A 22,626-nucleotide genomic window follows, 5' to 3' on the forward strand; every position below is an offset into this window, starting at 1 on the left:
AGTATGGATTATGATATTCGAGAAATTCGTGAATATTATGACTCAGAAATACGAGACTATGATTTTAATGAATTGGTAGGTCTTGGAGTAAGTCGTGAAAATGCTGACTTTATGATTGACATTGGAGTACCAGAAGAATTTGATGATTTTGTATTTTATGAACTGAATGATTTTAAAAAGTTGTTAATTGGTGAGGTACAATTTATCAAAATCGGTCATTATGCTTCATACGGATATGGACTTTACTTAAAAGAAGGTGAGGGTGGGCTTTTTACTAGTTCTTCTTTTCATCATCCATTTGTTTACATGCTTAATAAGAACTTAAGAACATTTTTTTTGTTTCAATTAATTAGGCAGGAATTGTCATCGGAAATGAGACAACGAGAGATATATACTTCATACAAATATGCAATTGAACTACGAAAGCTTTATGAACAGATTGACCCAGCTGCATTGAAGGATGTTGAAGGATATTGGTCACATTTGATAGAAGACTATGAAACTGGATTATAAAACCATATAAATAGACCCATGGAAACTATTCAAAAGAGTCTGTAAAAATTTTCATACCGTATGTAAAATTAAACGCCATAATACGTGCTAGCCGCGTGTTGTGGTTTCTTTTTATCCGCTGCAATAAGTTAAACAATACAAAAGTATAAGTTGCGGCTGCTCAAAAAGCCCCCCCAGTGCCGCATGAACCCATCATCCATCCATGAACACATCTAACCCATGTAATATCCGTATAAAGATTTCGACATTTTGATTGTACGTCAGACATTTTTAAATTAAATTATTTATTGATTTTTTACGGTAAAGCTTTAGAGAAATTAGAAAGTTCAACTAAACAGACAATTAAAGATATTTTAATGGTGATTAGGGATGACGATCAGATTTATATTTAGATAAAGCTAATTCTCTATTAGAAAAATTAAGTTAAAAAGAGGGATCTGGCTGAATACACACACAGTTAGCCCTATAATAGATTTTGCAAAATGTTGTCGTGATCACGATCACGGTTTAGACTGTAAATTTAAGTTAAAATACAAACAATTTTAATTTGATTTCATCTAGAATCAAAGGTAACGTGATGGATCACAAAGAAAAAACAAGGAAGTGTACAAAGATGAAAAGAACTGATTTACCTCTTGTCTATTCTTGTTCTGGATGTTCCTCCGCAGCACAAACCGCTAACATGATCGCTATACAAATGGATCGAGAAAAAGTCGCTGAAATGTCCTGCATAGCTGGTGTTGGTGGTGATGTCAAACCCCTTGTCAGAACAGCAAAATCGGGACGTGACATCATTGCAATTGACGGCTGTCCCTTGTCCTGTTGCAAGAGTTGCTTAGCAAGGCATGAAGTTCAACCCAAACACTATTTCCTGCTGTCTGACTTTGACGTACCCAAGATAATAGGAGAAGATCCTAACCCCGATCATTATAGGAATGCTTACACACAAATCTTAGAACAAATTGGACAATAATTCTTAGTCAAAATTAAGGTGTGTATCGAAAGATGGCTCACCCATTTTTTTATTCCTTTGAGGTGTTGGTACAATATACAGTAAAAGTATAGTTGGCTCTTATTAACAATATAAGTAAATTAGTTTTTACTGGTGGCTCCTATCGCATCTTTAAGGGGCACCAGTATTTTTTTACTCCCAGTTTAATGCAGAGTCATTTTTTAAATTTTTAAGTAGCTCATTTGCAACATCTGGCAAAGCGGTTTCGAACACTTTTCTTACAAGTACTATACATTTATTCTCTTTTTTTAATTATTTTCAGATAACTGAGGTTCCCCCTCCTATATTACAAGCTCCCCCGCTCCTTGCTGCCTTGTAAAATTACTCGTCGTTACCATCCAAGCAACACAGCAACTATGTACCTGCTTACTAGCCTTGAGTTGGAGTAGTATACCATTCTCAACATCACATTTCCAGCATTTGCACTGAACGGCGATTTTATAGCTCTCTTTGCCTTTGAGAATTACTTTGCGTAATAGCGAAGAGCCTAAAAATAAACGTAATGATGAAATCGGTGAATATCACAATATGACAACAGATGTTATATTATACTTGATTGAAGTTAAGCAAAGGAGATGCTTATGATGAATCAAGAACCAAATCAGCAATTAGGTGAGATTATTGAGCAGTTCATACATTCATATATTGCAGAAAATAACAATATTCGATCCCGAAAAGTAATCAACACTGCAGATGGGGATACAATAGCTCATTTAAGGGGAATTGGTTTTCCGAAAAAAGGAAGACCGATACAAGAGGTCGTCGATGAAATGAGGAAAAACGTCTATCCTCACCAAACCTTCATGCAACACCCTCGCTTTTTCGCATTGGTTCCTGGCCCAATGTCTCTTTACTCGTGGTTAGGAGATATCATGACCAGCGCCTATAATACCCATGCCGGAAGCTGGATGCTGAGTTCGAGCGCAAGCCTTTTAGAGGGGGAAGTGATCCGGTGGATGTGTGACCAAGCAGGATATCCCAATACTGCTGGAGGCTTATTTCTGTCGGGCGGATCGCTGTCGAATTTGACCGCTTTAGCGGCTGCACGCAATGCAAGGTTATCCGAGCAGGAATATGCCATTGGAACTGCTTATGTTTCAGATCAAACTCATTCATCGGTCGCCAAAGGGTTACGCATCCTCGGATTCCGTGGTGATCAAATCAGAAAGATTCCAAGTGATAAAAATTTTCGTATGGATGTTTCAGCCTTAGAAAAAAAAGTAATGGATGATCAGGCGGCTGGCATGAAGCCTTTTGCGATCATTGCCACGGCAGGCACAACCAATACGGGAAGCATCGACCCGTTAAACGAAATTGCTGACCTATGTGAAAAACATAACATTTGGTTACACGTGGATGGAGCTTACGGTGCATCGATTTTGGCTTCTTCGAAATATAAGCCCCTTTTGAGCGGTATATCGCGTTCAGATAGCATTACCTGGGATGCACATAAATGGTTAATGCAGACATATTCCTGTAGCGTAGTTTTAGCCAAAGAAAATCAACAGCTTAGAAACTGCTTCAGCACACATCCAGAATATTTGAAAGATGCCGAGACTAATGAAGAATATATTAATTATTGGGATCTGGGCCCTGAATTAACGCGGCCTGCTCGAAGTTTGAAACTATGGGTGACACTACAGGCTTTAGGAACTAATGCTGTCGGTGAAGCCATAGAGCATGGAGTTCAACTCGCAGAATGGGCTGAAGATGAAATCAAAAAACATAATCATTGGGAAATTGTATCCCCCGCACAGTTAGCGATTGTTAATTTTCGATATGCGCCAACTGGATTATCTGAGCAAGAATTAGATTCACTCAATAAAAGGATCTCCCAAGAAATGATGACAAACGGATACGCCTCTGTGCTTACGACACAACTTAATGGAAAAACTGTTCTCCGAATCTGTGCAATTCACCCAGACACTACGGAACATGAGATAAGGAATACAATTCAGCTTTTATCGAATATAGCACGCTCATTGAATGAGACAAAAGCCTTTTTGTGATGAAAAATCTTGAAATGAAATGCTACGCTTTCTGTAAATGAATAAAAATGCTCAACATCACACAAATAAGAGGGGCTCGCCGCCTCTCTTTACTGTTTCCTAAACATCTTCCAAATTATTTGCCATTGTGCAATGCAGTAACAATGAACAGCACTCAATCCTAAAACGTTTTTTTGAATGCAGGAACATATTCAAGTTGCTCTTAAATCCTCATTCATCAATGCTTCTCATCTATATATCACTACCACGCACTCCACGTGTGTCGAGACTATGGAAAGGATATACCCCCTATTACCACCTGAATTTTCATAAAGCAACCTGTTCTGAGAAAGAACCAATGTAGTATACATTCGAGATGATAGAGAGATTCTTGCAAACAAGCCCGAATTATTGGAGCAGTGGTCTAATGCAGAGCAAGTAGGAGAAAATTTATTTAAAACTAAAGAAGGACAAACTATCACTGCTCCAAAGCAAACATGCGACCTAACACAACCTATCTCAATTCACGGAGGGTGAAAAATGAAACGAAAATATTTTTATAGAACGGCCGTATTATCTCTTGCAGTTCTTGTGAGTGCTATATTTGGAACCTCTTCTTATAACGCTAATGCAGCACCGATTAATCACTCTATTCATGTCAATGGAACCTCTTTGCTCAAAGTGAATGATTATGACGTTTTGTACTGCACGCCGATTGGTCCCTACGTTAATGAAGAAAAACGTCTCATGGTTCCGCTTCGTTCCGTTGCCGAGCTTCTTGGCGCAAAAGTTGATTATAACGGTAAACTTCAGGAAGCAAAAATCAGGTGGAGGTCAAATGAAATTGTGTTTCAAAAGGGAGCGAAAACATATAAACTGAACGGTACTCCAGCACAGATGGACACTCAGCCCGAAGTGATTCAGGATGCCTTTGTCATTCCGCTTGGGGTATTAGTGAGAAGTATGAATATCCCGTTTGAGTACATGAACAACAAAGTAATTTTAAAAGATCTTGCTTTTGACCAAAGCAAGATTTTTCAAAAAGTAATAGAACTGGATCGAGGAAGATCCATTGTTGACAATCCTTCTGCACTGGATATTCAAAATTTCAATCTTGTGGAAGAGAAAAACTCAGCAAGCGAAACCAGAGGGAGTATCACAGTGAGTGGGTTAAATCGGACAGGCTCCACGATTAAAGAAGGAAAAGAAGATTTGCACATCATTGGCTTCTTTAATCAAACGGTGGAAATGGATGCAGATTTCGCGTCTGTAGATATCCCGGATCGAAAACGTCCAAAAGTTAATCAGGAAGGTCGCGTGTCTCAAAGTCTGTCGTATCTTAAAATAAATGACCCTTTGCAGTATATACTAGCTGCCGGAAGAACATTACAAACGAAGAATGAACGAAAATAGTAATATTCCATTGGACTGAGGCCTTTTAGTTTTGCCTGCAACCTCATTATTTTAAATAATAGATGTATAGGTTTCAATATCCTTCTTCAGTTCTTCAAAGGTCCACCCTATGCCTTAAATTTTTCATATCTACATTAGGTCTACAATTAAAAGTGATTAAAAGCAAAAACCCGCTCAGTGAGCGGGTTTCAGTATAGAGACGTGGAGAGTTGAACCCCTGTTCAAAACTTTCTCTGCTATTCATTAAAACATTGCTCCTCAAGCCTTATGTACCAGACTTAAGGAGCAATTAGTTTGTTACCCATTCCCAAGCAATCAAGTATTATTTCTTAATGTCCACATGTAATGTTCCATTGATCGTAGTTGTATTTACTGTAGCCCCCAGAACTTCTGAAACAAATCTAAGAGGAACCATAACCCGATTTGGATATTCCGGCATAATGGGAGCACTCGGCATCATCTTTTCTTCATCGTTCACGTATGCAACTTTGTGCCACCAGAATTTCGATTACATCATTTCAGCAAACTGTCACTTTAATACATTTTACCAAAAAAGTGATTGCATTTATTCCCCGCTAAAGCTTTTGGCCCACTCAGCAACCCTACGACTACTTTCTTCTTCTGACAAATCCTCGATCCTCGTCATAATAGACCATCTTACTCCACAAGGGTCTAGTATACTTCCGAATCGATCACCTGAAACAAAGTTTGTAACTGGTTCCCTTACTTTCGCTCCTCTTGCTACCGCATTTTCAATGACCTGATCAGCATTCATGACGTAAATTCCGAAAGAATAACACGCATTGTCTTCATCTGGCGGCAAGACCAATTGATATGCCGGATTCGCTGCTCCCAGCTGCAAAAAACCATTTCCAAAATCTAATTCCGCATGAACAATTATTTTATTGCCATTCTCATCAGGATATTCAGTAATATCCTTAACCCTTGCATTGAAAACCGTTGTATAGAACTCTATTGCTTCCGAAGGATTCTTCACTGTAATAAAAGGGGTAATAGATGTAAAGCCGTTGGGCATTCCCTTCTTTGTATATTTACCTGACACTCCCGTATATTCTCTGCTTTCAGTCATTTTAACTCCTCCTTTAAATGATCGTAATAGTTCAATTTTATGCTTATACCTTCATTGGATTGAATTCATCAACTCATAGTAATATTTGGATTCACGAGTTTTGTTAAGACTATACCAGGCTTCTAATGTTTTTGAAGAAAACACACCCAGAGCTTTTAAGACATGTACAGAAAACTCCAACGGAGCTGTTCCAGATGCAGTGATCAGTTTTCCATCCGTTACAGCAGACTCCACTTTGTAATAATTTTCGCCCGTGTAGTTGGGACAGATCATTTTAAGGTATTCCAGATCATTGCTTGTATGCCAACGTGAATTCAGCAATCCTGCCTGGGCAAGTCCCATGGTAGCACCACAAATCGCTGCAACCCATATCCCTTCCTCTAAACACCTCTCAGCTATTTTTAAGATGGGTTGGTGAATGGTTTCTGTCCATGTATCTCCACCGGGTAAAATCAATGTATCTGTGCTTTCAATTTTGCACTCATCCAGTTTGATATCTGGCAGGATTTTCAATCCGCCCATTGTAGTTACAGGGGTCTTTTCCATTCCCACGGTAACTATTTTGGATGGGACCAGCCCCTTTTTATAATATCTCCCCGAGTTCAGTTCGGCAGTTAAGTAACCGATCTCCCAATCTGCCATGGTGTCAAACACATAAAGATATACTGTATTATTCATTTGCAAATTCTCCTCATTTTATAATTCATCGAGTGATACCAATCATCCTTCGGTAATCAATGATTATCATCATTATAAAAAAGCTTCACTGACATCTGCTGTCAGTGAAGCTTTTAACGTTGATAATATTCCATTAACTCCGACGCAACAGCAACAAGTTTTTCCTTCAAACTCTGTGGTTCGATGACTTGAATGGATTTCCCATAGGGTAAGAGTAAATAAGGGACATATGTATGAAGTGATTTTTCCTCAAGCAAAAAGATGGCTTGATTGGATGTCCGCTCTTTTAGATGATGCCCCAAAAACCAATGCAGACATAAGTCATCCAATGCCTCGGACCTGCCTCCGATAGTTAAAGAAATTAAACTGTCCTTGCCCACTAAATCAGGTAATAGATTTTGCATAAAAAATTCACGGGCTGAAAAAGCTTCAGAACGCTTAAATATGATTGGAGTACGCTTGATTTGTAGAATTCGATCTGCCCGAAAGCAACGGATCTCATTTCTTAGGTGACAAAATGCAACAGTATACCATTTATTGTTCCAGTAGACCATTCCATAGGGGTCTATCACCCTATTCTTGGGTTGTTCTTCATGGCTTGTGCGATAATCCATTTCTACAGAGAATTCGTTGGCTATAGCCTGTTCTAATTCCGCCAATACCGGCTGAAGAGAAGGGTCTCCCATGCGGTTAATAACTTCAAATCCGGCTAAATGACGGCTAAGTATACTTTCCTGCTCTTGATTCGAATACATTTTCAATTTTGATGTCGCATTGTCTAATGCCTCACTCAAAGGGTATCCAGCTTCTTTTGCAAAAATAGCAGCATGAAGTAGTGCTTTTTTTTCTTCAATATCAAATAGTAAAGGTGCTCTGATAAAATTATTCAGCAGGCTATACCCGCCATTATGCCCCGCGTCAGATATTATAGGCACTCCACTGGCACATAGTGCATCAATATAACGATAAACTGTCCTTATATTTATTTCTAACTTTTCGGATATTTGTTTTGCAGTCATTTTCACACCCGAATTCAGCATCCATAGAATGGCCAGCATATTATCGTTTTTTGGCATAACATGAACCCTCATCTTTCATTTAAGCTCAATCTTATATATATCTTTTTATACTCCCTCTTACCACCTATTATATACTTTTTTCCACCTTATACTTCCCTCTCATATCTTCTAATTCCAGATTTACACATAGTAAATACCACTTCCAATGGTTCATTCTGTAAACTAAATCTCTCTTTTAACCGATAAATACATATGCTGGATTTATCAATAACCACATTACTAGCTGGGAATCTCATAATAACATTTACCAAAAACAACTATAGAAGGAGACACCTATGGAAAACATCGTGACGTACGGTCATATCGAAATCATGCCTTATGAGTTCGTCCGCCTTCATGAACTTAAAATCTTAAAAACAGTCAATGACCATGCCCGAATGATCTGTACAGGTATCATTTCGGAGAAAAATCGAGAGCTGTACGTACGTGCTTCGGATGAAGAAACCCAGGTCAAAGCTTTTGTTACGGACAAAAATGACAATCGACAGCCCCTTTTTCGAGGCATTGCCTTGGATGTGGAGGAAAAAGTCGTTCACGGGGTCCATTACCTGACCGTCGAAGCCATATCTCATACCTACGAGTTAGATATTAAGCGGCATCAACGCTCTTTTCAGAACCCCAAGCTCACCTATACGGGTCTGATCGAAAGTATTGTATCTGATTATTCCAAAGCCGAAGCCATGGATGTTGTATCCCATAAGAAGCCCATCGGTACCTTTATCATGCAATATGATGAAACCGATTGGCAATTTCTGAAACGGATGGCTTCGCACTTCTACTCTCCACTCATTCCTGCGGTGGGCTATGGAGTGCCAAAGTTTTATTTTGGCCTGCCTATGGGACTCAGCAAAGGAGAAATTAAATCTACGAATTATAAAGTAACCAAACGAGTAGCTGATTTCCAGACCGCCTCAGAGAATCATATCCCCGGCGTACGTGATGCTGATTTTATCCAATATGAAGTCGAGACGGAGAAATTGCTGGAGCCTGGCTACGAAGTGACCTTTCAAGGCCATAAACTGATCGTAGCTGAGGTGCTAACGGAGATGAAGGATGGGGTGCTGACCCATACCGCCAAGCTGTCACCACGAAGCGGCTTACGTCCGATTAAAGACTACAATCGCTCCATTATCGGCGCTTCCATTCATGGCAAGGTACTGAGCGTTCGTCGGGACAAAGTACGCGCCCAGCTTGACATGGACGATCAGCAAGATCCGAACACGGATTACTGGTTTCCCTACTCTACCATCTATGCATCTGCGGATAACACGGGCTGGTATTGTATGCCTGAAGACGGGGACAGCATCCGTATCTATTTCCCCAGTTATAAGGAAGAAGAGGGTTACGCGATCAGCTCAGTCAAAAGAGAACCACAACCTTCCGGGGGAAAATCTACTGCTACTTCTGGACATGCCACAGCTTCTGCTTCGTCTGCTGGATCAAAGTCTTCTTCGGCACTGTCTGCGGCAGCTCCTGCGCCAGATCGAATGGCTGACCCTGCCATTAAGACGCTGCGAACCAAATACGGCAAAGAAATCATGCTCGCTCCGGATCAAATCGTTATTTCTGGCAATGGCATGTCCATTGTCATTAACGATAAAACAGGCATTGATATTGTAAGCGGAAAAAATGTGAGTATTAGTGCGGCTTCGGATATTGTTATGAGTTCTGGTAACATCCAGCTTTCTGCCGGAAAAATTGAGTTGTCTGGTAAAGGCAATACCATTACGCTGGATGACAAAACGACCTTCTCCGGTACGGAAATCAAGATGAACTAACGGGAGGTTAGTAGATGGATAAACAAGCAGCGTTACAGCATTTTAAGGAACATCATTTTACACCCTTACTGGACATTCAGTTGGACATGCTGGAAGCCATGTTTCATCGCTACCAAGCTCAACTAATCTTCGATTTCAAAGAATCGTTTAGGGATTTGTGTATACACATTTTGAGCATGCAGCAACAAGGTCAAAAAGATCCCATTGGATATATCCACTACTCGTTTTTGCGTACTCAGATGCTGGAGCAAACCTACCTGTATATGGTCGAGGCTTATTCTGCTGAATGGTACGAAGATGATTCCGATTGCAAATTAACCTATGACGCTTCATGGGCCTATGCACCGATGAGTACCATGTTGGAAACCTTGGAACAGGAACGAAAAATATATATGGGGACGATTACTTCTGTGGACGTTGAACGAATGATGCTGGAATCCGCTCCTTTTTTCCACCAGTTTGTGAACTCCCTCCTGCGCTTAGGAATGGCAGAAGTGGTTCAAATGCCTGAGTATCTCGCCATTCATAAAGCTGATCGTGTAGCTATCCGAACGGGCGAGTACAAGGATATCAGCGAGAATCTATATGTCGAAGATCAGAAATCGCTTCTTGCAGATCAAGTGAGAGAGCAATTGATACATTCCAGTGAAGAAGAACCCTATGTTTACGAAAACCTAAAGCGGCTCTCTCTTCCCCACATTCACCTGATGCAAAAGGATTTGCGCTATAACGATTTTAGCCACAGTGACTTACGGGAAAGCCAGTTTCACAGCTGCATATTGATCGGAAGCATTTGGCAACGAGCGAATCTGGCAGGAAGCAGCTTTCAGGGATGCCTCCTGACCGACACGGATTTTAGATATAGCGATTTGAGAGGTGCTAACTTCAGCAGTGCCAGCGGACAGCCGCATCGGGAACATGGAGTTCGTGTGCCGGGGCTATGTGGACTTCGTTTTGAACACGCCAACCTGGATGGGGCCGATTTTACAGATGTACATTCGTTTGAACATGTTTGTTTTGAGGGGGCTACAATGCAAGGAACCCTTGTCCCGCGAAAGTACCAACAGCATTGGAAACTAAGCGAAGCACAGCGTCAATCTATTGTGTGGACGGAATAAGGAGGAATGTGTATGCGCCATTATTATGTGCTGGTCGATGATCATCGTATTTCCCGAAACATTAAACCGATGAATTTAGACCTTTTTAAAACGCCATTTGTTGGCATGCCTCCGGCTCAGGTTTTAGATGTTCATGCGACAGAAGATGCCGAGTACACGGACTGGCTACCGTTTTCACCCTCACAACCGCTATTTTCCGATCCTATGAAACGGATTCTAGAACTATACAATACACAAGCTCGTTTTAAGCAGTTGTATATCGTGAACCGGGAACCCAGCCGTCAGGAGCTATATTGGATTCCATCTGTTACCTCCGTGGATGGTATTTCGGAACAGACTGAATTTTATCCGCATGATCAAACCCTGAAACGCCTTGTGCTGGATAGTCAAAAGGTGAATGGACACCATTTTTTCAGACTCTCCAACGTGAGGGAACCTTATTTCATCATTAGCTTAGAGGCTGCTGAAAGTTTGCTGCGACGGAGTTTGAGTGGTTTTCGGCTACAAAAGCTAGAACTCTTATAAGGAGGTTCAACCTTGACGGAGCATTGGGATGAATTTTTTTTGAAACTGCATCATCAACAAACGTTGAAAGAGCAACTAAGTACAGCGGAAAACGATGAAAGCTGGATGATGATATCTATTGAAGCGGCGATGGAGGGAATTTTGAAAGGCTCACTAACCCTACCGAATGAACAGGAAATTCGATTTCAAACCCTTTCTGTCTTTGAAAATCAACACACCATTTCCCTGCCTGACTCTCTTATTCCAGAAGTTCGGGCTGGACAGACGGTAGATCCGTCGAAAAGCTTCGTTGTTCAGGACAAGCTGGGTGGAATCCTGTTAGGTCTGCACCAAAGCAGGCAAGAACTGGACCCCACGCAAATAGAAATCTATCAACAGCAGATGATTGAGCAAACGAGTCGCGCACAACCAAGTATGAAGCTCGTGGATGAAAAGGCTCTTTCTATTCATGATACCGTCATTGGTTGTTATGAAGCTATTTTTCTAGTTTCCCCCTCTCCCTATTATCAGATTGTCTTTGTGCGTTCCTGGCATGGCAAGGCTGTGATCGGAAGTTGCCAATTTAAGCTGGAGGATGCTCCCCTCTGGGTTCCCTTAACCTATGCCATGCTGCACACCGCAACATGGTCGGAGCTTTCTTGATTCTATACCTTTTATTCAAGGAGGTACTTGTATGTTTTTACCTTTACTTATTAAAGCTCTGGCTCAAGGTGCACTCAGCGGAGAACATTCTTATGTGGTGAGAGGAGCCAAGTTACAGTGCAGTCAAGGAACAGACCCTGGTGTGCTCAATATGATGTACAGCCACGGTGTTTTCATTAAAGATAAACCCGTTCTGAACGTGGACGATGCCATTTGTGGAGCCAATATTAGCAAAATCAATGCTTTTGGATTGTGTAAATTGAAGCACGGTCTTCCCTGTGAACCGGAGATTGCGTTTGGGTCCAAGTGGACAGGCGGTAAGGAAGACGTATTGATTGAGGGGGCACCTGCCCTACTCAACAATTCTACCTTAATGTGTAGCTGTCAAGGTGTACAAGAGGCGATATCCTCCTTTTTTGGTGCAGACAGCACGGGATCAGGTGGTGGAGGTATCATCTCCATTACTGATGACGGACAGGATGGTTGATTTTATCAAGCAAGGAGATTAAGGATGAACATCGTAGCGAAAGACCGCTTTACCTATCACCACTTACATGTCACTTGGCCCTATGGCAAGCTGCGTCTTCACAACGTCCATATGAGTCACGAGCTGGGAGAGCATGCTAGACTGGTGATCACGGGTAGTCTAGAAGCCGATCAAGCAGACACAATCATTACCAAAGCAAGCAGTGACGACGAAGTTGAGCTATGGTATTCCGATGCCAAAGATCAGAAGCATCCCTTATTTATGGGACAACTATACTGCTTAGATGTGGAGCACAGACATCAGGAGATCGTGGTAACTCTCGACGTCATTTCTCATAGTTTTAAACTGGATACGCAGCTCAAAAACCGCTCCTTTCAGCACATAAACCAGAAATATGTTGAAATCGTCGACGCAGTGCTGGCCGATTATAAGGGCTCGGACAAGATTGATGAAGCTTTTGAGAAAAAAGCGACAGGCCAGTTTATGTTGCAGTATCAGGAGTCAGATTGGACTTTTTTAAAACGGCTGGCTTCGCATTTGGGAGCCCTTCTCGTCCCAAATATCGTTTCACACCACGCACAAATTTGGATCGGTATTCCGCAAGCCAGACAGCATATTCATTTGAAAGAGGTTCCTTTTTCGTTGCAGCGCAAGATTGCTCCCTATCTGGATCAGGAGGCGAACGGCTGGAGATCTGCCAGCATCGGAGATTACACCCGGTATACCTTTGAGTGGGATCAAATGCTGCAATTGGGAGATGAAGTCGAACGCAATCACGAAACCTACGTCATCACCAAACGTGAAGGACAGTTGATTCGCGGTTTGGTTACTTGGTCGTATGAATGCGCCCTGTTGGCGGGCTTGAAGGTCCCTAAAATATATAATCGAACGATCATTGGCGCCGCTATTGAGGGGAAAATATTAGAGGTCAGCCGGAATCAGGTTCGATTGCATCTGGATATAGACGATCAGCAGAATCCCAAGGATGCCCAATGGTTCCCCTATTCTGCTGAAGGTAATCAGGTTTGGTATCTGATGCCGGAAAAAGGTGCGCAGGTGAAGCTGTATTTTCCAAGTGCTGACGAAGACGATGCGATGGTCATACAATCGGTTCGAACGAAACCATCCAGCGTTGCTGTCCCTTCATCTCACGCAGCTCAAGGTGCCGTGGTCGAATCGCCTGCAGTACGCCACCAGCGTAAAACGGCCGATCCCGGGGTCAAATCCTTTGCGAATCCGCAGGGAAAAGAAATTTCCTTAGGGAACTCCGAACTGTCGATGAGTGCTCAGGAAGGATCACTATACATCTCCATGAATACCCATAACGGTGTCAGCCTGAACAGCACCCAACGTGTACAAATTCAAGCCACAGGCAGTCTTAGTCTTTCGGCAGGTAGCATCCTGCTGCAAGGAACCAACGGCTTACACTTAAATACGACAACCGATACGTTGGATCTGGAGCAGGAAGTTAACAGCGTGAGTTCAGAAATCCAGCTTAAAGCTTCCCTCCATCAATACTACCCAGAACCGATTTTGTCTGACTTTGAGAAGCAAGTCGCTGAAAACGGAATCCAAAGTGTGCTCGGAGCACGCGTTAAGGAAAATGTAGGCGCCACGCTCAAGGGAGAATGGGATGCGGGTATAGAGTTTTTAAGCGGGGTATGGGACTCAGTTGTCGATATAGCGGATATGGGGACCATGGTAATGACTCCTTTCGTTATGCCGGGAAATTACACTGGTAAAGGTTTTCTGGAGCGCAATGAGACGCTCGAGGGTATTAAGGGCGGTGCGAAGTTTGGCTGGAACTATATTGCCGATTCATTCCAAGGGAAAAAAACAAAGAAAGATGTAGTTCACGACCTTGAAACCGTGTGGGACGGCATAAAAAGCATACCCGATCCGATTGAGCGAAAATTGAATAATTTCTTCCCTAATCCATTGACCGATACCAAACAGGAAAGTTACGACGCAGGATATGACAGTATCAAGGCCGTTGAACGTGTAGCAGATATTTATGGGTTTGTCAAAGGCGGCGCAAAGTTAGTTAGAAAGCTGGGTAAGTTGGGTAAAGAAGAAGCCTCCTTATCTAAGGGACTCAAGGAAGCTGAAGAAAGGAAAGCTGGTAAAGGAGGGACACCGGGGTTATTCGGAGATTCAGCAAAGGCCGACTCTGCTCTGGCCAAAGTTGGAGATGGAAAATTCAAAACGAATGCCATCCGTTTTCCAACCAATTTTGAATCCTTGGGGAGTTACTTGCAAAGTGTAGCTAGAAAGATGAACATCCGTATAACTAAAAGGTTACCCATTTTCGAAACTGCTGGAGGTCATTATCGGTTTCATGATCCTGGTCCTGACGTCCCACATTCTAAAGGTTCCGGTGCAAAGATTTCGCCTGAGAGACAAAAACAGATTGATGCGTTAGAATCAGGAGAGTATACAGGTAAGAGCACTAAGGGGACGGGAGAAGTTCCAAAGTTTAAACTTACTGAACCTTCTTTACCAAAGGGTGGCAAACCTAAAGGGAATTATGGAGAAGGAGATTCCCATGGAATAAAGAAGCAAAATGAAACAGCCGATGTATTGGCTGATAACGGCTATGACATTGAGATGTTAGATGAAATTGATGGTGGAAATGGTCATGGCATTGCAGAAGGGTCGAATCCAGATTTTCTAATCGAAGGAAATGTATTTGATTGTTATGCACCAAAACCAGATGGAAAGATACAAAGTATAATTAAAGAAATAGCAGGAAAGACGAAGAAACAGTCTGGAAGAATTGTTTTGAACATAGACAACTTTCCAAATGAAAAAGTTACCGAAATTATCGAAACAATTTTAAGAAAAGCAAATCCGAATGGAGATCTAAAAAGACTAGAAGAATTAATTCTAGTGAAGGATGGAAAGATTACAAGAGTGTTTGGAGGTTAAAAGTGAGATGGACTGTACGTTATTCTTAGTCTCAAATTTAGATAAAGAAACACTTAAAAGCATAATTTATGAAATAGTATGCGATACAGTTGAAGATAAAGTAACTAACTACGAAGATTTTTCTCGTCTTAGCTGTAAATACTTCACACTTGATATTGAAACAGAAGATATTATTAGTATTGATTTTTTAAGAGAAGAATATGGGATGAAAATTAATGCAGAAATTGGGATTCAATTATTCGGGAAATTATTCGAGGAAGGATTAGAAGTATTATTTAAAATTTTCGGTAATATTTTAATGGTTTTTAATCCTGACATGGTGTTTGTGGAAAATGGTACAGATCAAATATTCAGAAAAGAAAATGCTACTGTAATCATAAATACAAAGCTAGATCAATACCAGAAAAAGTATCTATCAAACAAGATAATTACTTCACTGCGATACCCATATATTTTCGAACAGTTATCAAACTGAAAGCAGGCTATAGAATGCTTGTTGGATATGAATCCACTCGAATCATGAACATTTTAAAGGTGGTGGGACTACCAAATGACGAATGAATCCATCATTCAACCAATAACACATATAAGCCATGTAATACCCGTATAAAGATTCCTCTATTTCGGTTGTAGGCACATCAAATGCTTTAATTTTATAACCTGAATAACGCTATTCCGTTACATCTAACAGGTTAATTATGGTCAGATACCACCATAATTGACCTGTTTTTGTTATCTTCGTTTTTTTCTTGCGTTTTTTCAAATTTACTCACAACTGTAGAATACGCCGATAAAATAGCAATAAATCGCATCTTTTAGGATAGGCACCGCCACTATTAGAGTAGGGCGGCAAAAACGAAAGATTTTTCATACGTCCGCAACTTAACGGAACATTTCAGCGATTCTTACAGCGAAGAAAGAACTCTGCTGACGAACAGTTGACATAGAGCAGGTAAGGATACGTTCTAGGCTCGCCTTCCTGACTTCATAGCCGCCGTGCGGCGGTGTAATCAAAAACGCATAAGGCAGGGATTGAAATGACAACAAGAGCGAGTGATTTCGTTTTGATTCAAAACCGCCAAGTCGCTAACGAGTACATGGACAAGGTAAGTCAAGATAGCGAGTTCACGTCACTTCATAAGGGATTTACCAAAGTGCCGCTTAAAATCCATCGTTGTTATGGCTTGAGCCAGTATGAGAAGCTGATACTGGTCGACCTTATCGCTTATATGAGCGACAAGGCTCAGTGTTACCCCACCTATGAGATGATTGCTCGAAATGTCGGGAGTAGTTAAAAAAAGCTTAAATCTATGTTTTTTCTACTTTCATTTATGTATTCCCCATCAACTCAAACTAAACTCACGCAAAAAATACACCCTCTAGCATTCACCGGATAAACCAAGAGGTTTGATCCAATGTCTACACTAGGGGGTGCTCTTCTATTCAGGCAAATTTTCTTTACCCCTTAACCGACCCGGCCGCAATCCCTTCCACAATCCGGTCACTCATGATGAGGAACACGAGCAAAATGGGCAAAATGCTGATCATCAATGTAGCTCCGATAGCTCCCCAATCGGTCGTATATTGTCCGATAAAGTTCTGGACGCCTACGGTCAGTGTTTTGTTTTCGTCCGAGCTGATGAACGTATTGACGAAAATAAACTCATTCCAGTTATAGATCATGTTAATAATAGATGTCGTTGCCATGACGGGGGTTGTCATGGGCAGTATGATCCGAAAGAACATCCGGTTGACAGAGCAGCCGTCCATAACGGCCGCTTCTTCCACTTCACGAGGCAAGGCGTAATAGAAGCCCAGCAAGATCATCATCGTTGTCGGCAGATTAAAAGCAACATACGACAGGATGATGGAGAGTGAAGTGTCTGTTAAATGCAGTTTGAGAAACATACTGAACAACGGAATCAAGGTAGAATGGACCGGAATCATCAGTCCGACCATAAAGAGCCCGAGGACCAGTTGGCTTCCTTTCCACCGCATACGCGTAATAGCAAACGTTACAAAGCTGGCTAGCAGCACCGTCAACGCCACGGATATGACCGTAATCCACACACTATTGAAAAAGTACCGCCCGATGTTGCCGCTGGTCCACACATTCATATAGTTCTCCCAATGCGGCTGGGACGGGAGTGCAAACGGCGGAAGGTTAAACACTTCCTGATTATTTTTAAGCGAGAACAGCATCAGCCACACCAGCGGTAAAAGCTGCGTCACCGCCAAGATGATTAAAATGATATACAAAGCGGCATAACCGACCCGATTTAACATTTTGCCGCGGCTAGCGACTCCAAGCGGATAGTTGGCGGCTGCCTGGGTTTTCATATCCGTTCCTCCCTCTTCCTGTCCTTTGTTACCCTCATCTGTTTGCAAGACTGGATTATGAATACTGGATGGTTTCACTTGTGGCCGTAACCTTACGGATCAGCCACGTAGCGATCAAACAGATGAACAGCAGGGCGAAGGCTGTAGCGCTGCCGTATCCAAAGTCAAAGCTGCGGAATGCCTGGTGGTACATGTATGAGGCCATCACTTCACTGGCTCCATTCGGTCCACCGTCCGTCATGACATAGATAAGGTCAAAATATTTAAGCGAGCCGACAATGGACAATATGATCGTAACGTTAATCACCTCGCGCAGCAGGGGCAATTTGATACGAGTCGCAATCTGCCAGGCACTGGCCCCGTCGATCCGGGCAGCCTCCATCAGCGTTTCGGGAATGTTTTTCAGCCCGGCATAGTAGATCAGGATATAAAAGCCTGCATATTGCCAAATAATCGGGATAAACAAGGCAATCAACACCAGAGACGGATTAGCTAACCATTCAGGTGGGTTGTGAACGCCGACCGACACCAGTAAGGAATTGAGCACTCCGTTCGTTGGATGATATATTTTGAGCCATAGCTGTGCGATTGCTACAGAAGACAGCAGCATGGGAATCAGATAAATTTTCCGCAGCAGATTCGCTCCCTTGATTTTCCCTGACAAAATCATCGCAATGACCAGATAACCGATCAGACTAATGCCTGAAAACAAGGCCAACAGCAGCGAATGCCAGGCACTTTGCCAGAACGCTTTGTCTGTGAACAAATGTTGATAATTGTCCAGCCCCACAAAAGTCATAGAGCCGATTCCATTCCACTGATTCAGGCCGTAATAGCCGGTCAGTACGATGGGTACATATATTACGGCGAATAACAGCAGCAGAGAAGGCAATACATATAGAGCAATAACAAGCTTATTCGACATGACCTTTTCCACGGTCGGACCTCCTTAGGTGGTCAATTTCAATTCCCTTTCTCGATGGCAGCCTTATGCTGGTCGGCAAATTGTTGCGGTGTCACCGCTTTACCAAACAACGCCTGAATCATATTCAAATGCACCTGCGCTGCATTCGGCTTCATCTGTACATCGGCGAACAATGTAATGCTGCTAGCTTGATTCAGTCCGTTCAGCAAACCGACATACAGCTTGGGCAATTTTTCTTTGGAGGTGTCCACTTTCGTCGCCGGAATTACGCCCGCTTGTGTGACTGATTGCTCTCCCCATTTGACTACGAAGTATTCAACGAACGCTTTGGCCTCTTCTTTCACCTTGGAATTTTCCGAAACGAACAAGCCTACTCCCGGACCTCCTACCCAACTGTTCTCGTTGCCCTTGCCGCCTGCAACCATCGGGAATTTAAAGAAGCCAATTTGATCTTTAAATGCTTGTGGGATTGCGGGATTGGTCGTAAAATTCGGTAATTCCCAAGTAGCCATCAAATACATAGCTGCCTTATCGTTCATAAACTCGGATTTTCCCTCATCATTGGACAAGCCGTTAAATCCTTTGTTAAAGGCATTCATATCCACAAGCGTCTGGACTTCAGAGGCCGCCTGAATTAAACCAGGGTCATCGAACGATCCTGAACCGTCAATCGCTTTTTTCAGCGTTTCGTTACCCGCTATACGCTCTGCCAGATACATGTACCAGAGTGAGCCGGTCCAGCGGTCTTTATTGCCCAATGCAATCGGTGCAACTCCATGATCCGTAAGTGTTTTCACAACCTGCTTAAACTCGTCAAATGTCGCAGGTACCTTCAAGTTGTATTTTTGGAATATGGCTTTGTTGTAATAAATAGGTGTAATATTCAATTCAATCGGAAGCGCATACGTTTTGCCATTCAGCGCATAAGCTTCGGTCGTTCCCGGTACGAATTTGTCCTTCAGCTTGGAACCATTCAACAGGTCATCCATCGGTGTAAATAATCCACCTTTAACGTATGGCTCCATAAAGCCCGCTGCCCAGGTGATTCCGATATCCGGCAATTCATTGGAAGCTGACAGCACTTTGAGTTTGTTTTTATATTGTTCATTTTCCAGCACTTCCTGCTGAATGACGACATTCGGATGATCCTTTTGGTATTGATCTATAATCTGAGTCACAAGCTTGCTCTGCTGTGCCGAGCTACCCTCTGGCCACAGGTGCATCATTTTGAGTGTAACCTTTCCCCCTTCTCCACTGGAACCGCCTTGACCATCCTTACCAGCACCGCAACCGGATAGCACCAGCATGAATGACAGCAGCAGGGTCAACCCAGCAAACCATTTTTGATGTGAGCGCTTACGTAAACCATACTTGTTGGACATCGTTAGACCTCCGTTTGTTGTATTTATATTTTTTGTAACCGTTATCATTTGTAAGTTTAGCACTCCATTCCTGCTTCCAACAGGGTACGCTCATTGGGTATAATTCCACTTTTATTGGGTTTGATCTGCCTATACGTCAGTCGATATTCTCCGGCCCTGTACGCATCTGCTGCCTGTAGCGGCTGGGACTTACCCCCTCGGTCGCTTTGAATACTTTAATAAAATATTTATCTGTTCGGTAGCCTGATCGCTCGCCGATTTGGGCAATCGTTAACTGGGTATGCAACAGCAACTCCTTAGCCCGTTGGATCCGTAGCCGATGCAGATATTCGCTGAAGGACAAACCACTTTGCTCCTTGAATAAAACACTAAAATAGCTGGCATTCAGGTGTGAATGCGAGGCAGTCTGCGCCATCGTAATGGATTCGTGAAGATGCTCCGCCATATAGGTGAAGGCACGTCGTACCGGATCACTAAGAGTAGTCGCCTGGAGATCCAGCTCTAGCAGAACAGGGTCAGCCAGCTTGTCCAGCTTCTCGTACCTCTGCCGCTCCTCTTCCAGCCGAAGCGCTTCATTGACCGCATTCAGCAGCTCCTGCTTATCAATCGGTTTGAGCAAATAATTGACGGCTCCCAGACGAAGAGCCTGCTGGACATAATCAAACTCCGCATAACCCGAGATGACAATGATCGCTGGTCGTCGTGAATCCCGTTCCAGAGAGCGGATTAAATCCAGCCCACTGAATTCCGGCAACCGGACATCCGTAATCAACAGATGAACTGTCTCCGCTCGCAGTATATTTAATGCTTCCAAACCATTATCGAATGTCACAATCCGGTATTTCCCGGCGGCCCATTGCTCCAATGTCTGGTGAATCCCCTGACGTGTTCGCTGTTCATCGTCTACAATGACAATGGTTTTGGATGAAACACTCATTCCTACCGCCCTCCATATTCATCAGGAATTTCAAAAGTGACCACAGTTCCTTCCTGCTCAGCACTATGTATCAGCACACCGTCCGTTGGATAAGATGCGCTGTCATAATAAAGAGCAAGCCTGCGCTGCACATTCACTAGTCCCATACCAGTTCCCTTGCTCTGGCAGGCTGCTCCCCCCATCAACGCTGTACGCACAGCTGCAAGCTCTTCCAGTGTCATTCCAGGTCCGTTATCTATGACCGCGATCTTGGTCCAACCCGATCTGGTCGAAGGAGTGACACTAATTTCAACACGGCCGTTGCCGATGCGATTTTCGACACCATGCAAAATGGCATTCTCTAGAATAGGCTGGATCAGCAGTTTAGGAAGCGGAATTCTGGCTGCCTCCGAAGGCATATGAATTTGCCAACTCAGACGTTCACCCAGACGCATCTCCATCAGTTCCAGATAACGACGGATTTGCGCCATTTCTTCCCCGAGTGTCACCCAAGAGTCATGGTGAGCAGGTTCGATAACATAACGAAACAGCCGCGACATGGACACCATCAGCCCGGCAAGCTCCTCCTCTCCCTTCTCCTGTAGCGACCAGTTGAAAGCATCCAGCGTATTAAAAAGAAAATGCGGATTGATCTGCGCCTGCAGAGCTTTAAGTTCGGTTTGGCTTTGTAAAACCTCCTTCTCGCAAATAACACGGATCAATTCATTAATATCGACAATCATTGTGTTGTACTCTGCATTTAATTCTCGCAGCTCGACCGCTGCTGCCGGTTCTGGATTCAGTGCCAATGCCCCTTCCCGTGAACGACGCATCGCCTGAATCAAGTGACCTATCGGTCTGGTAATCAACGTAGACAACATAAAGGACATGAACAGGAATAGCACGGCACCAAGAGACGCGGAAATGATAAGTGTAGTCCGTAAAACCGTAATTCCGTCTGTGACGACGCTAACCGGAATCAGGATCAGCAGCGACCAGCCCGTCCGCTCCGACTGCTGAACTGCCTTCACATATTCCCGCTCCCCAATATGAACCGTCTGTGTCTTGCTGTGCAGTACACCTGACAAATCCGTCTGGTTCATTGGTTCACCCGACAGCAGCTGGCCTTGTCGATCTACAAGCAGCATAGTTTCATCCGCTTCTTCATTGACCGCTGTCGCACCATTCAGCCCAAAATAACTTCGCTCCATACGGGTAATCAAGTACCCTCCACGTGAGAACCAGCGATCCACCAGGCTCACCTGCCGAATTGCCAGCAGTGACCGGGAGTCTTCGGGATCAATGCCGATCCAGACCAGTCTTCCCTTCATCTGATTCGCTTCCCGGATGTCTGCTTGTCCAATACGTTCCTCCAGACTGCCCTCTCTAATCGGAAACAACATCTTTCCTTCGGCGGTATACAGCTCCAGTGAGCCGACACTCGGCATATATGCCTGATAGGTATGCATCACTTGCAGTAGTGATTGACGCTGTCCGAAATTCACCTTGACCCCGTTGCGCTCCTCCAGCAGAATATGCTGAACAGACGGGTGATTCGCGACCTGCTCCGTCAAGCTATCCATCTGGCCGATTAATGCATCCAGCCTACCGCTTGCTTGTACCGCAGTCTGACCAATATGCCGCTCGGCACTGTCTTTTAACAGGTGAGACACATTGAGATAAATGAACGCCCCCGCCACACTCATCATAATGAGCATCACCAGTATAAATCCGATAAAAATCTGATTACGTAATGTGTTTAATGGCTGAAACCTTGACCTTGAACGCATAAGCCTTCTCCCCCTGAACCAT

General features: G+C 43.2%; 21 protein-coding genes and 1 pseudogene. 12 read left to right on the forward strand and 10 right to left on the reverse strand.

The features are described 5' to 3' along the window. Positions 1–3 precede the first annotated feature (3 nt). Both ACUUJN_RS19175 and ACUUJN_RS19180 read left to right on the forward strand, forming a co-directional pair. On the forward strand, positions 4–513 hold the full coding sequence (locus ACUUJN_RS19175) for a hypothetical protein (RefSeq protein WP_053325908.1): 510 nt from the start codon (positions 4–6) through the stop codon (positions 511–513). 613 nt (positions 514–1,126) lie between these two features. Beyond that, on the forward strand, positions 1,127–1,486 hold the full coding sequence (locus ACUUJN_RS19180) for a putative zinc-binding protein (protein WP_013372447.1): 360 nt from the start codon (positions 1,127–1,129) through the stop codon (positions 1,484–1,486). Between the two features lie 320 nt (positions 1,487–1,806). Here the strand turns inward: ACUUJN_RS19180 and ACUUJN_RS19185 are convergent, their stop codons facing one another. Then, positions 1,807–2,037: a restriction endonuclease gene (locus ACUUJN_RS19185; protein WP_081327490.1), complete on the reverse strand. Its 231-nt coding sequence runs from the start codon at positions 2,035–2,037 to the stop codon at positions 1,807–1,809. Between the two features lie 69 nt (positions 2,038–2,106). Between ACUUJN_RS19185 and ACUUJN_RS19190 the strand changes: the two genes are divergently transcribed. Together ACUUJN_RS19190 and ACUUJN_RS19195 are read left to right on the forward strand one after the other, a co-directional pair. Next, positions 2,107–3,534, forward strand: coding sequence for a pyridoxal phosphate-dependent decarboxylase family protein (locus tag ACUUJN_RS19190; RefSeq protein ID WP_484668819.1), 1,428 nt, complete (start codon positions 2,107–2,109; stop codon positions 3,532–3,534). 519 nt (positions 3,535–4,053) lie between these two features. Then, the gene (locus tag ACUUJN_RS19195; RefSeq protein WP_279835724.1) at positions 4,054–4,926 is read left to right on the forward strand and encodes a copper amine oxidase N-terminal domain-containing protein; all 873 of its coding nucleotides are present in this window, start codon (positions 4,054–4,056) and stop codon (positions 4,924–4,926) included. Between the two features lie 322 nt (positions 4,927–5,248). Here the strand turns inward: ACUUJN_RS19195 and ACUUJN_RS19200 are convergent. The 4 genes and pseudogenes from ACUUJN_RS19200 to ACUUJN_RS19215 all read right to left on the reverse strand — a co-directional run. After that, positions 5,249–5,416: pseudogene (locus tag ACUUJN_RS19200) on the reverse strand (stalk domain-containing protein); the annotation flags it as partial. A 75-nt stretch (positions 5,417–5,491) separates the two neighbouring features. Then, entirely contained in the window at positions 5,492–6,016 is a 525-nt protein-coding gene (locus ACUUJN_RS19205; protein WP_023989770.1) for a VOC family protein, read from the reverse strand. Between the two features lie 51 nt (positions 6,017–6,067). Then, positions 6,068–6,694, reverse strand: a complete 627-nt coding sequence (locus ACUUJN_RS19210) for a type 1 glutamine amidotransferase family protein (protein ID WP_023989771.1) — start codon at positions 6,692–6,694, stop codon at positions 6,068–6,070. A 113-nt stretch (positions 6,695–6,807) separates the two neighbouring features. Then, positions 6,808–7,770: a helix-turn-helix transcriptional regulator gene (locus ACUUJN_RS19215; protein ID WP_279835730.1), complete on the reverse strand. Its 963-nt coding sequence runs from the start codon at positions 7,768–7,770 to the stop codon at positions 6,808–6,810. 278 nt (positions 7,771–8,048) lie between these two features. Between ACUUJN_RS19215 and ACUUJN_RS19220 the strand changes: the two genes are divergently transcribed. The 8 genes from ACUUJN_RS19220 (at position 8,049) to ACUUJN_RS19255 (ending at position 16,546) form a co-directional block, all read left to right on the forward strand. After that, positions 8,049–9,551 carry a hypothetical protein gene (locus ACUUJN_RS19220; RefSeq protein WP_023989773.1) on the forward strand — a complete coding sequence of 501 codons (1,503 nt, stop codon included), beginning with the start codon at positions 8,049–8,051 and terminating at the stop codon, positions 9,549–9,551. A 14-nt stretch (positions 9,552–9,565) separates the two neighbouring features. Then, positions 9,566–10,669 (forward strand): pentapeptide repeat-containing protein, encoded by a 1,104-nt coding sequence (locus ACUUJN_RS19225; protein ID WP_023989774.1) that lies wholly within the window; start codon positions 9,566–9,568, stop codon positions 10,667–10,669. Positions 10,670–10,681: 12 nt separating this feature from the next. Next, positions 10,682–11,194, forward strand: a complete 513-nt coding sequence (locus ACUUJN_RS19230; RefSeq protein WP_023989775.1) for an imm11 family protein — start codon at positions 10,682–10,684, stop codon at positions 11,192–11,194. Between the two features lie 12 nt (positions 11,195–11,206). Further along, positions 11,207–11,836 carry a hypothetical protein gene (locus tag ACUUJN_RS19235; RefSeq protein WP_023989776.1) on the forward strand — a complete coding sequence of 210 codons (630 nt, stop codon included), beginning with the start codon at positions 11,207–11,209 and terminating at the stop codon, positions 11,834–11,836. Positions 11,837–11,867: 31 nt separating this feature from the next. Next, positions 11,868–12,323, forward strand: a complete 456-nt coding sequence (locus tag ACUUJN_RS19240; protein ID WP_446675531.1) for a DUF4280 domain-containing protein — start codon at positions 11,868–11,870, stop codon at positions 12,321–12,323. 24 nt (positions 12,324–12,347) lie between these two features. Continuing rightward, on the forward strand, positions 12,348–15,251 hold the full coding sequence (locus ACUUJN_RS19245) for a CdiA C-terminal domain-containing protein (RefSeq protein ID WP_339200670.1): 2,904 nt from the start codon (positions 12,348–12,350) through the stop codon (positions 15,249–15,251). 7 nt (positions 15,252–15,258) lie between these two features. After that, the gene (locus ACUUJN_RS19250) at positions 15,259–15,726 is read left to right on the forward strand and encodes a hypothetical protein (RefSeq protein ID WP_023989779.1); all 468 of its coding nucleotides are present in this window, start codon (positions 15,259–15,261) and stop codon (positions 15,724–15,726) included. Between the two features lie 562 nt (positions 15,727–16,288). Continuing rightward, positions 16,289–16,546 carry a helix-turn-helix domain-containing protein gene (locus tag ACUUJN_RS19255; protein ID WP_043867758.1) on the forward strand — a complete coding sequence of 86 codons (258 nt, stop codon included), beginning with the start codon at positions 16,289–16,291 and terminating at the stop codon, positions 16,544–16,546. A gap of 163 nt (positions 16,547–16,709) precedes the next feature. Here ACUUJN_RS19255 and ACUUJN_RS19260 read toward each other — a convergent pair whose 3' ends face one another. From ACUUJN_RS19260 to ACUUJN_RS19280, 5 genes are all read right to left on the reverse strand, one after another. Then, a complete protein-coding gene (locus tag ACUUJN_RS19260; protein WP_340981883.1) occupies positions 16,710–17,591 on the reverse strand; it encodes a carbohydrate ABC transporter permease in 882 nt (293 codons plus the stop codon). A gap of 55 nt (positions 17,592–17,646) precedes the next feature. Continuing rightward, positions 17,647–18,528, reverse strand: coding sequence for a carbohydrate ABC transporter permease (locus ACUUJN_RS19265; protein WP_076264777.1), 882 nt, complete (start codon positions 18,526–18,528; stop codon positions 17,647–17,649). Between the two features lie 26 nt (positions 18,529–18,554). Beyond that, positions 18,555–19,898, reverse strand: a complete 1,344-nt coding sequence (locus ACUUJN_RS19270) for an extracellular solute-binding protein (protein WP_484668820.1) — start codon at positions 19,896–19,898, stop codon at positions 18,555–18,557. Positions 19,899–20,034: 136 nt separating this feature from the next. Next, positions 20,035–20,835 (reverse strand): response regulator, encoded by an 801-nt coding sequence (locus ACUUJN_RS19275; RefSeq protein WP_076264779.1) that lies wholly within the window; start codon positions 20,833–20,835, stop codon positions 20,035–20,037. Positions 20,836–20,837: 2 nt separating this feature from the next. Then, on the reverse strand, positions 20,838–22,604 hold the full coding sequence (locus tag ACUUJN_RS19280) for a cache domain-containing sensor histidine kinase (RefSeq protein ID WP_338532734.1): 1,767 nt from the start codon (positions 22,602–22,604) through the stop codon (positions 20,838–20,840). Between the last annotated feature and the right edge of the window lie 22 nt (positions 22,605–22,626).

It is taken from the genome of Paenibacillus sp. LRG-1 (genome assembly GCF_057220305.1).